10 protein-coding genes are annotated in these 9,623 nt (G+C 61.0%); 6 read left to right on the top strand and 4 right to left on the bottom strand.

Annotated features, from left to right (window positions below; translation table 11 throughout):
• A partial coding sequence (locus QZ213_RS18785) for an FAD binding domain-containing protein (protein ID WP_291687597.1) occupies positions 1 to 341 on the bottom strand: 341 nt, incomplete at its 3' end.
• Between the two features lie 186 nt (positions 342 to 527).
• Between QZ213_RS18785 and QZ213_RS18780 the strand changes: the two genes are divergently transcribed.
• Genes QZ213_RS18780 through QZ213_RS18770 form a run of 3 tightly spaced genes read left to right on the top strand, consistent with a single transcriptional unit; the run spans position 528 to position 3,542 of the window.
• Positions 528 to 1,649: an LLM class flavin-dependent oxidoreductase gene (locus QZ213_RS18780; RefSeq protein WP_291687596.1), complete on the top strand. Its 1,122-nt coding sequence runs from the start codon at positions 528 to 530 to the stop codon at positions 1,647 to 1,649.
• Between the two features lie 8 nt (positions 1,650 to 1,657).
• The gene (locus tag QZ213_RS18775; protein ID WP_291687595.1) at positions 1,658 to 2,533 is read left to right on the top strand and encodes a polysaccharide deacetylase family protein; all 876 of its coding nucleotides are present in this window, start codon (positions 1,658 to 1,660) and stop codon (positions 2,531 to 2,533) included.
• A gap of 19 nt (positions 2,534 to 2,552) precedes the next feature.
• Positions 2,553 to 3,542: a Gfo/Idh/MocA family oxidoreductase gene (locus tag QZ213_RS18770; RefSeq protein ID WP_291687594.1), complete on the top strand. Its 990-nt coding sequence runs from the start codon at positions 2,553 to 2,555 to the stop codon at positions 3,540 to 3,542.
• A gap of 7 nt (positions 3,543 to 3,549) precedes the next feature.
• Here the strand turns inward: QZ213_RS18770 and QZ213_RS18765 are convergent, their stop codons facing one another.
• Genes QZ213_RS18765 through QZ213_RS18755 form a run of 3 tightly spaced genes read right to left on the bottom strand, consistent with a single transcriptional unit; the run spans position 3,550 to position 6,039 of the window.
• Complete coding sequence (locus QZ213_RS18765) at positions 3,550 to 4,236, bottom strand: TetR/AcrR family transcriptional regulator (protein ID WP_291687593.1); 687 nt, start codon at positions 4,234 to 4,236, stop codon at positions 3,550 to 3,552.
• Entirely contained in the window at positions 4,233 to 4,799 is a 567-nt protein-coding gene (locus QZ213_RS18760) for a flavin reductase family protein (protein WP_291687592.1), read from the bottom strand. Before QZ213_RS18760 ends, QZ213_RS18765 begins: the two co-directional genes overlap by 4 nt.
• A 10-nt stretch (positions 4,800 to 4,809) precedes the next feature.
• Positions 4,810 to 6,039 (bottom strand): acyl-CoA dehydrogenase family protein, encoded by a 1,230-nt coding sequence (locus QZ213_RS18755; RefSeq protein ID WP_291687591.1) that lies wholly within the window; start codon positions 6,037 to 6,039, stop codon positions 4,810 to 4,812.
• Between the two features lie 334 nt (positions 6,040 to 6,373).
• Here QZ213_RS18755 and QZ213_RS18750 point away from each other — a divergent pair, with 334 nt between their 5' ends.
• The 3 genes from QZ213_RS18750 to QZ213_RS18740 all read left to right on the top strand — a co-directional run.
• Complete coding sequence (locus tag QZ213_RS18750) at positions 6,374 to 7,276, top strand: NAD(P)-dependent oxidoreductase (protein WP_291687590.1); 903 nt, start codon at positions 6,374 to 6,376, stop codon at positions 7,274 to 7,276.
• A gap of 256 nt (positions 7,277 to 7,532) precedes the next feature.
• Positions 7,533 to 8,723: an ABC transporter substrate-binding protein gene (locus tag QZ213_RS18745; RefSeq protein ID WP_291687589.1), complete on the top strand. Its 1,191-nt coding sequence runs from the start codon at positions 7,533 to 7,535 to the stop codon at positions 8,721 to 8,723.
• 58 nt (positions 8,724 to 8,781) lie between these two features.
• A partial coding sequence (locus tag QZ213_RS18740) for a branched-chain amino acid ABC transporter permease (protein WP_291687588.1) occupies positions 8,782 to 9,623 on the top strand: 842 nt, incomplete at its 3' end.

The following is a 9,623-nucleotide window of genomic DNA, read 5'->3' as shown; positions in this document are numbered from 1 at the left end:
CCGCCGATGGTTCCCCTGTTGCGGATCGCGGGGTGCGCGACATGAGCAACGGCCTCGGTTAGCAGCGGCGCATGCGCCGCCAGCTCCGGGGACCGCTGCAGGTCGACATGGCGTGTCAGCGCACCGATGCTGAGGACATCCCCCCTCACCGCGATCCCGCGCAGCTCCGCGAGTTCGCCGATATCGACGATCAGTTCCGGAGAGATCAGGCGCAGATTCATCGCGGGCATCAGGCTCTGGCCCCCCGACAGCACCTTCGCCCTGTCCCCGTACCCCGCCAACAATTCCAATGCGTTGGCAACGCTGGTTGCGCGTGCGTAGCTGAAAGCCGAGGCTTTCATAGACGTGACCTCCCCGGCCGGTTTTTCGGCGTATTTTTCCGCGGATTAGACGGTGCGGACCATCAAAGGTCAAGTTTGTTTATCGAGCGATTATTTCGCAGCATTCGACTTTTGGACATGTCATAATATCGCAAACGACGCGCAGTCCGCACGCGTCAACATCGAGCCCCGGGGGAGGAGCAGGCAATGAATCTGGGTTTCTTCACGATGCCGATCCACCCGCTCGGCAAGGACTGGAAGCTCTCGTTAAGGGAAGACCGCGAAGCTTTCCTGCTGGCGGACGAACTCGGGTTCACCGAGGCCTATGTCGGCGAACACGTGACCGACCAGGCCGAGAACATCACTTCCTGCATCGCGTTCCTGGCCTGGATCGCCGCCGCCACCAAGCAAATCAGGCTCGGCACCGGCACGATCAATATGCCGAACACCCATCCTGCCACCGTCGCCGCGACCATGGCGATGCTCGATCACATGCTCGACGGACGGCTGATCTTCGGAATAAGCCCGGGCGGACTGCTGTCGGACGCCGAATTGTTCGGCAATCTCGACGCCGATCGCAACGCCATGTTTCTGGAATCCATCAACCAGGTGCTGGAAATCTGGGCCACCGAGCCGCCATACAATATTCAAGGGAAATACTGGAACATCTCCACGCAAAAGACCCTGATAAGGGACATCGGCCAGGGATTCATCGCGCGGCCCTCGCAGCGGCCGCATCCGCCGATCGTCGTAACCGCCGTCGCCCCATTCTCGAAGGGCGTCACCGAAGCCGCCGCGCGCGGCTGGGACCCGATCTCGGCCAACTTCCTGATGCCGGCCTGGGTGAAAAGCCACTGGCCGAAATATGTCGAGGGTTGCGAGCGCAGCGGCCGTGCCGCCGATCCCGGCAACTGGCGCGTCGCCAAGAGCGTGTTTGTCGCCAAGGACACGGCAACCGCAAAGGCCTACGCAACCGATCCGGATGGGCCTTACGTTTACTACTACCGCTCCCTGTTCACCAAATTGAAGAAGAACGGCCGGATCGAGCTGTTCAAGACCCGCCGCGACCAGCCCGACCACGAAGTGACGTTGGAATCGATCTGCGACAGACTGATCATCTATGGCACGCCCGACAGCGTCGCGGATCAGTTGCTGGCGTTCCAGGATGAGGTCGGCCAGTTCGGCACGCTGTTATATGCCGGCAAGGACTGGAAGGATCGTGAACTCGGACGCCAGTCGATGATCCTGATGGCTGAAAAGGTCATGCCGCGCGTTAACGCCGGCACCTCGAAGCCGCCGAAATCGGCGCAATCGTCCGCAGCCAGTTGAGGGCTCCCGTGGCGCTTTCCGATCGCATCCCTTATCAGGCGCAAATCGACCGGCCGAAATTGACGTTGCCGGGCGGCAAGAAGCTCGCGGTATGGGTCATCCTTAATGTCGAGGAGTGGCGGATCGAGAACGCGATGCCGCGGACCGTGCTGAGCCCGCCGATGGGAGAGCCGCTGCTGCCGGACGTGCCGAACTGGTCGTGGCACGAATACGGCATGCGCGCCGGCTTCTGGCGCCAGTTCAAGGCGCTGACCGACCGCAACATGCCGGTGACCCTGGCGTTGAACGCCAATGTCTGCAGCTCCTACCCCCGCGTTGCCTTGGCCGCGTTAGAGGCCGGCTTTGAGTTCATGGGCCACGGCTTCGTTCAGGGCCCGATGCACAAGCTCGATAACCAGGCGGATGCGATCAAGCGAGCGGTCGACACCATTGCAAAATTCAGCGGCAGGCCGCCCCGGTCCTGGGAAAGCCCGGGCCTGACCGAGACCGGCGAGACGCTCGACCTGCTCCGTCTCAACGGCATTGAATATGTCGCGGACTGGGTGATCGACGATCTTCCGCAGGATATCGCAACGCCGCACGGCACGATAACGACGATCCCCTACTCGGTCGAAACCAACGATATCGTCATCCACGCACTGCAGCACCTGCCTTCCGACCAGTTTCTGAAGCGCTGCACCGATCAGTTCGACCGGCTGTATCTCGAAGGCGCCAGCAATGCACGGATCATGGCGATTTCAATTCATCCCTACATCACCGGCGTCCCGCATCGCATCAAATATCTGGAGGCGCTGCTCGACTATGTCATCGGCCATGACGGGGTGGCGCTGATGACCGCGAGCGAGATCGGCGACTGGTACCGGGCCGAAATGTCGAGACCGTGATCCGGACCGGAAACCGCGCATGATCAAGGCCGCTGTCATTGGTCTGGGATGGTGGGGACAAACGATCCTCAAGGCGCTGCTGAACAACGCGATCATCGCACCGGTGCTCGGCGTCGACCCAAAAGAGCAGCCGCGGGCCGCAGCAGCGGCACTCGGTATCGCAACCGCGGCGCGGTTCGAGGACGCGCTGGCGAACAAGAATGTCGATGCCATCATTCTTTGCACGCCACAGCAGCAACATGCGGAGCAGATCATTACCGCCGCGAAATCGGGGCGGCATGTCTTCTGCGAGAAGCCGCTGTGCACGACGGCCATGGATGCAGAAGCCGCGATCGCGGCCGCGAACACCGCCGGTGTCCAGTTGGGCATCGGCCACGAGCGGCGTTTCGAGCCCGCATTCATCGAAATGCGCAGACGATTTGCATCCGGGGAGTTCGGCGATCCGCTGCTGCTGGAAGGCAATTTCAGCCAGGACAGATTCCTCAATTTGCCCGGCGACAACTGGCGGCTATCGGACGCCGTAAATCCGGTCGGCCCGCTGTCGGCCACCGGCATTCACATGGTCGATCTATCGATCGCGCTGCTCGGCCGGCCGGTCAGCGTCTGGGCGCGGCTTGCGCGATTGGGCAGCGATTTCGAGAACGGCGACACGCTGTCAATGACGATCGGCTTTGACGGCGGCGCCACCGCCATGCTGGGCGCGGTACTGGTGACGCCGTTCATGGGACGGCTCGCACTGCTCGGTTCGAAAGGCTGGATGGAAATCCGCGATCGCAGCCATCCCGAGAATTCAACCGGCTGGGATGTGACCAGCCTGCATCGGGACCAGGCTCCGATAACGACCTTCCATGCGCCGCATCCGGCGGTCCGGGACAATCTCGAGGCCTTCGGCCGCGCCGCCCTTGGACAAGCGCCGTACCCGGTTGCGTTGGACGAGATGCTGGCGAGTGTCCGAAGTTTTGAAGCGATCCAGCGGTCGGTGAAAAGCGGCACGATCGAGACCATCTAGAGCCAATTCAGCCAATCGCCTTTACCGGGGCGCACTTGGGCGCGGCTGGTGCTGCAATGACGCGTCCGAAGCCAGCCAGAAAGACATCCAGCGCATCGCCGATCATCCGCGCCTTGTCCTCCAGTACGGGGGATTCGTAGATATACTTGCGGACGCCGTAGTAAAAAATCCCGCTGTGAAACACCCACGCCATTTCGATCTCGGAGGCGCTCGGCTTGCTCTGCGCCGGCAGCCCCGCTTCATGACGACATTCCCTGATGATGCGCGCCAGAATCTTGTCCTGTACCACGCCGACATACCAGCGGTTGATGTCCAATCCCTTGAGGCCCGAATAGAGATAGATGCGCAGCCATTTGCGGGTAAAGATCACGTCGGTATAGGCGTTGTAGAATTCCTGCAGCCGGTCGCGGATCGGCCGGGAGCGGTCGGTGAGCAGCTTCTCCCAGCCGGTATCGAGCGGTTCCAGATATACCGTGCGATAGACTTCCTTGATCAGATCGTCCTTGCTGGGAAAGTAGCGGTACAGCAGCGGCTGGGTGACGCCGAGCCGGCGCGCCAGATCGCGCGTGCCGCCGCCAAATCCTTCTTCCGAGAAAAATTCGGTCGCCTTGGCGACGAATTCCCTGCGGCGGTCGTCGGGAGATAACCGCTTCTGCTTCGCGCGAGCGCGCTTGGGCGGCGGTTTCCTGCTCATGGCTTCGACGCTGATCCGGCGTCGCCGGGGAGAAAACGGCCGTACCCGCCGCGCGCAAACAACAGTGGCTCCTGCCCGTTGTACGCATAGGCCTCGACGGCGCCCAGGAAGATGACGTGGTCTCCACCATAATATCGCCCTGCCGAGCGGCATTGAAAATTGGCGACGCTATCGGCAAGCAGCGGCGCGCCGCCAAGTCCCGGAGCCCATTCGACGCCGACGAACTTGTCTTCCGAGGATTTTGCAAATCTATTGGCAAGCGCCTGCTGCGATGCGCCGAGCACATTCACCGCGAAATGACTGGCGTTCTGGAAGACGTTCAGCGCTTGCGAAAACATTCCAAGGCTCCAGAGCACCAGCGGCGGATTTAGCGACACCGAGGCGAAGGAATTGCAGGTCAGTCCGTACGGCTTTCCGTTGGCCGCGATGGCCGTGATGATGGTGACGCCCGTCGCATAGGTGCCAAGCGCATTGCGGAAATCCCTGGGATCGATCGGTGAATGATCGCTGGCCAGTTCGTTAGCCGGATCCGGATTGATCGGATGCTTTGGGGCGTCGGTCATTCCACCAGTCTCAAAGCGTCAGGTTTTCGGAAGGCAGACCGAGCGCAACGCGGCCGTAATTGGTGCCAGCCGCATCGAAATTGAAAGCGATGTGCGAATTGATCGCGTGGGCGTCGCGAAACTGCCGCTGCAGCACTCCTGTCGTGAACAACCCCCGCGCTCCGCTTGCTGCAAACAACAACGAAACGGCCTCCGTGCAGAGATTGACGGCAAAAGCGCCATCGCGACGCGATTTGGTCTTGCCGGCGATATCCGGAACGTAGCCACGCCTGGCGTCAGCCATCGCCTCAATGCAGGTCGAACGCATGATGAGGCGTGCCGCATCGATCTTGGCGGAAGCCTCGGCAATCTTGATCTGCGTACTCTGGAGGTCGCCGATTTTGGCGCGATTGTAGGTCGAGGCCCGATGCCGCGCTATCTCGACATAGTCGTCTAGACAGGCTTGCGCGTTTCCGAGCGCCACGCCTGAAAGTACATAAGGAAACAACGAGAAGACCGGCAGAGCATAAAGCGCGTTCGGATTGACGGCGCTACCGGGGGTCGGGCCTCCGTCGAGATCGCTCACCGCCAGCGTCATTGGCTCGGCAACAAAGGCATCTTTTACCTCGACGTCGTTCGATCCCGTTCCGCGCAATCCGGTCGCGTTCCAAGTGTCGAGGATTTTGTATTCGCTTTTGTTGACCAGAAAGATGCGGTACTCGATGCCGTCTGCCTCATCCTCGGAAGAAACGACGCTTGCCAGCATATTCCATTCGCAGGAATCCACGCCCGACGAGAATGGCCAGCTGCCCCGCAGCACATATCCGCCGTCGACTTTCCTGGCACGACCGGCCGGAAAAATGAAGGAGGATGCAATCAGGGCGTTGGCGTCCTTGTTCCAGACCAGATCCTGGGCGCGCCTGTCGAACATGCCCAGCATCCAATGGTGGCTGGCGAGATTGGCGAAATTCCAGGCCACCGACGCATCGGCCTGCCCGATGGCATCGGCGCAATCGACCAGCGCGACATAGTCGAGTTCGGAGCCTCCCACCCGCTTCGGCTGCACAATCCTGAACAAACCTGATTCGTGCAACTCGCGCTCGGTCTCCGACGGCAGACGCCTCAGCTCTTCGGTCCTGGAAGCCCGGTCGCGCAGGCACGGGATCAGTGCCCTGGCGCGGGCAACCATGGCAGCATAGGCGCCGTCCGCGTCCGGTCCCGAGGAAAACCTTGCGTTTGGCTGCTGGCCGGCACCTACCATTCTACGTTTCCTCGCTCGCCCTGGTTAACGCGGCCGAGATTGTCTTCGCTGTTTATCGCCTGATCACCCATTGTTCAAGACGCGATGCTGCTCTTTGGACGCTCCTCGCGCTGCACGCTCCGGCGTACCGCCATGTTCTAATCTGCCGGAAGAGCCCGGTTCAGCCGCATCTCGTTCTCGCGCAGCATCGCCATGTCGAGCTCTCCTCAGGTGAATGCAACGCGCTTGACCGGTTGACGCTACTTGATGATTGTCTTTCGCCTGATCACTATCCTGGGCGCGGGCTGCGTTGTCCGCAAACCGAATTCGATAGCAAATCGCAGGGGGCGAAAGCATGGACAAGACGGTCGGCATCATCGGACTTGGCATCATGGGAGGCGCGATCGCCCGCAACCTCGTCGAGCGCGGATGGCGCGTGGTCGGATTCGATACCGACGCCGCGCGATGCGCCGAACTTGCGAAGGCTGGCGTCACGATCGCGGGTGACGTCGCCCAGGTTGCGCGGGATGCGCCGATCATCATGACCAGCCTTCCCACTCCTGGCGCCGTAGAGGATGTCGCGCAGGGAATCGCCGGCTCCGGGCAGTCTCCGCGTATCGTGATCGAACTCTCGACCCTGAGCATCGCCGACAAGCTTCGCTTCGAAGCCATTTTGAAGAAGACCGGCCATATTGCGCTGGATTGTCCGCTGAGCGGAACCGGCGCGCAAGCGAAGGTTCGCGATCTCATCGTCTATGCCAGCGGCGACAGCGATGCGATTGCACAGTGCAAGGACCTGTTCTCCGATTTTTCCAAGCAAAGCGCCGATCTCGGGCGATACGGCAATGGCAGCCGGATGAAATTCGTCGCCAATCATCTAGTGGCCATCCACAACGTCGCCACAGCCGAGGCAATGGTGCTGGCGGAACGCGCCGGGCTCGATCCAAAAATGGTGGTCGACATGGTCGGCCCGGGTGCCGGCGGCTCGCGGATGTTTCAGATGCGCGCGCCGATGATGGTTGAAGGCGTTTACGAGCCCGCGACCATGAAGGTGTCGATCTGGAAGAAGGACATGGCGGTGATCGCGGAGTTCGCCGACGACGTCGGCTGCGTGACCCCGTTGTTCACGCTGACGCAGCCGGTCTACGCGCAAGCGATGGCGATGGGACTGGGCGAGCAGGATACGGCGTCCGTGTTCGAAGTCCTGAAGAAAACCATCGTCACGACTCCCAAATCAGCCGAACACGATCCGAAATAGGTCACCCGCGATATCGCAGTGCACCAAAGAGCAGCCGCGGGTTTCCGATCTATCCACATCCCCGCTTGCGGAAATATCCGGCGCGGCCAAGTCTTTAACGTGGTTATCACTTGATCATTTACGGCTTCCGTCGGATAAATCACCCCAACAAAATAAAAAACAGACGGTATCCAGTTTGTAGCGTTCCGGGGAGGATCCAATGACGATATCGCGACGTCGGTTTGTGGGCAGCGTTGCCGGTGCAGGTATCGCCAGCTTGGCGACCCCACATCCTGTCTTTGCCCAGAACAGCGGACCGATCCGCATTGGATTGCTGGCCGCCAAGACCGGACCGCTGGCTTCCGGCGGCATCGATATGGATCTTGCCCTGACGATGTTCCTGAAGGAACGCGAGAACACGCTGGCGGGCCGCAAGGTCGAGTTGATCGTCGCCGATACGGCCGGTGTTCCCGCCACCGCGCGCACCAAGGCGCAGGAACTGATCGAAAAAAACAACGTCCACTGCATCATTGGCCCGCTTGCCGCTTTCGAGGCGCTGGCGATCGCCGACTACCTCACCGAAAAGGAAATCCCGACGCTTGGCGTCGCTGCGGCTGAGGACATGACGCAGCGGCACCCGAGCCCATGGTTCGTCCGCCTGACCTCGACCTCGGCGCAATGCGCCTATCCGCTGGCCGAATATTCCGCCAAGGAATTGAAATACAAGAAGATCGTCACCATCGCCGACGATTTCGCCTACGGACATGAGATGTGCGCCGGCTTCCAGCGCGGGTTCGAGGACAACGGCGGCAAGATCGTCCAGAAGATCTTCACGCCGCTGGCGACGCCGGACTACGGCAGCTATGTCGCGCAGGTGAAGAGCGCGGATGCGATCTTCCTCGGCACCGCCGGCTCCAACGGGTTCCGCTTCCTTCGTCAATTCATCGAATACGGCCTAAAGGACAAAATGGCCGTGATCGGCGGAATGACGGCGCTCGACGAATCCGTGCTTCGCAACATGGGCGATGAAGCGCTGGGGATCCTGACCACCAGCTGGTATTCGGCGGAGCTGGATAATCCGCTCAACAAGAGTTTTGCGCCGGCGTTCCGCAAGGAATTCAAGTACGATCCGGGCTATTACGCTGCCAGCACCTACGTCTCGGGCGAGGTGCTTGAGGCCGCGCTCAAGACCACCAAGGCAAACGTCGAGGACAAGAAAGCGCTGATGACCGCCATCCGCGGCAGCAACGCGGATACCGTGCGCGGCGTCGTCAAGTTCGACGAGTTCGGCAATGCCACCGGCAACGTCTATATCCGCAAGGTAGCGAGAAAAGACGGGCGGCTGGTCAATTCCGTCATCAAGACATATCCCGACGTCAGCCAGTTCTGGACCTATGACAAGACCGCATTCCTGAAAAATCCGGTCTATTCGCGCGACTATCCGCCGGCAAAGAATTTGGAGCAATAGTTCTGCTTCCGTTGCGGGGCACAGACGCGCGCAACTTTCCGGACGAGATCGGCAGACGATGCAGTTTTGGATCATCCAGGGTCTCAACAGCCTGTCGCTCGGTGGTCTGCTGTTCCTGCTCTCGTCGGGCTTTTCGCTGATTTTTGGCCTGATGCGACTGGCAAACCTGACGCACGGCGCCTTCTTCATGCTCGGCACCTATTTCGGGGCGACCGCCCTACGCGCGTTCGACGGCCTGAACATCTGGGTGACCGCGCTCGGCGCCGGAATTGCGGTTGCGGCGATCGGCGGCCTGTTCGAGCGGCTGGTGCTGAACCGGCTGAAGGCCAATCCGCTAGGGCAAGTGTTGGTGACGCTCGGCATGTCCTTCATCATTTCCGATGCATGCCTGTTGCTGTGGGGCGGCGATTCCATTCCGGTGCCGACTCCTCGCAACCTGCAGGCGCCTACCAGAGTTCTCGGTTTCGTGTTTCCGACCTATCGGCTGGTACTAGTGGGATGCGCCGTTGCCACCGCGATCGCATTGTATTTCCTGCTGGAGCGGACGCGGCTGGGGGCAATGATCCGCGCCGGGGTCGACGACCCGCAGATGGCGCGTGCGGTCGGCATCCCGGTCTCCAATCTGTTTACGATCGTGTTTTGTCTCGGTGCCGGGATCGCGGGAGCCGGCGGCGTGCTGGGGGGGCCGATCCTGTCCGCCTATCCCGGGCTTGATGCCGACATGCTGCCGCTGGCGCTGATCGTCGTGATTCTCGGGGGCATCGGAAGTCTGCTCGGCGCGTTCATCGGCAGCTTCATCATCGGCTTCATCTATACGTTCGGCACCGCGCTGTTTCCGGAACTCGCCTACATCATCCTGTTCCTGCCGATGATCTTCGTCATTGCGTTCCGGCCGCAGGG

Origin of the sequence: Bradyrhizobium sp. (genome assembly GCF_017881085.1) — a bacterium.
Classification (GTDB): domain Bacteria; phylum Pseudomonadota; class Alphaproteobacteria; order Rhizobiales; family Xanthobacteraceae; genus Bradyrhizobium.
Note: the sequence above shows the minus strand (reverse complement) of the source record. Positions and strands in the feature narration are given on the sequence as shown.

Excerpts from the sequence above, each read along its gene's own strand:
- QZ213_RS18780 (WP_291687596.1), top strand. The coding sequence starts at position 528 with ATGAATCTGGGTTTCTTCACGATGCCGATCCACCCGCTCGGCAAGGAC.
- QZ213_RS18770 (WP_291687594.1), top strand. The coding sequence starts at position 2,553 with ATGATCAAGGCCGCTGTCATTGGTCTGGGATGGTGGGGACAAACGATC.
- QZ213_RS18765 (WP_291687593.1), bottom strand. The coding sequence starts at position 4,236 with ATGAGCAGGAAACCGCCGCCCAAGCGCGCTCGCGCGAAGCAGAAGCGG.
- QZ213_RS18760 (WP_291687592.1), bottom strand. The coding sequence starts at position 4,799 with ATGACCGACGCCCCAAAGCATCCGATCAATCCGGATCCGGCTAACGAA.
- QZ213_RS18755 (WP_291687591.1), bottom strand. The coding sequence starts at position 6,039 with ATGGTAGGTGCCGGCCAGCAGCCAAACGCAAGGTTTTCCTCGGGACCG.
- QZ213_RS18750 (WP_291687590.1), top strand. The coding sequence starts at position 6,374 with ATGGACAAGACGGTCGGCATCATCGGACTTGGCATCATGGGAGGCGCG.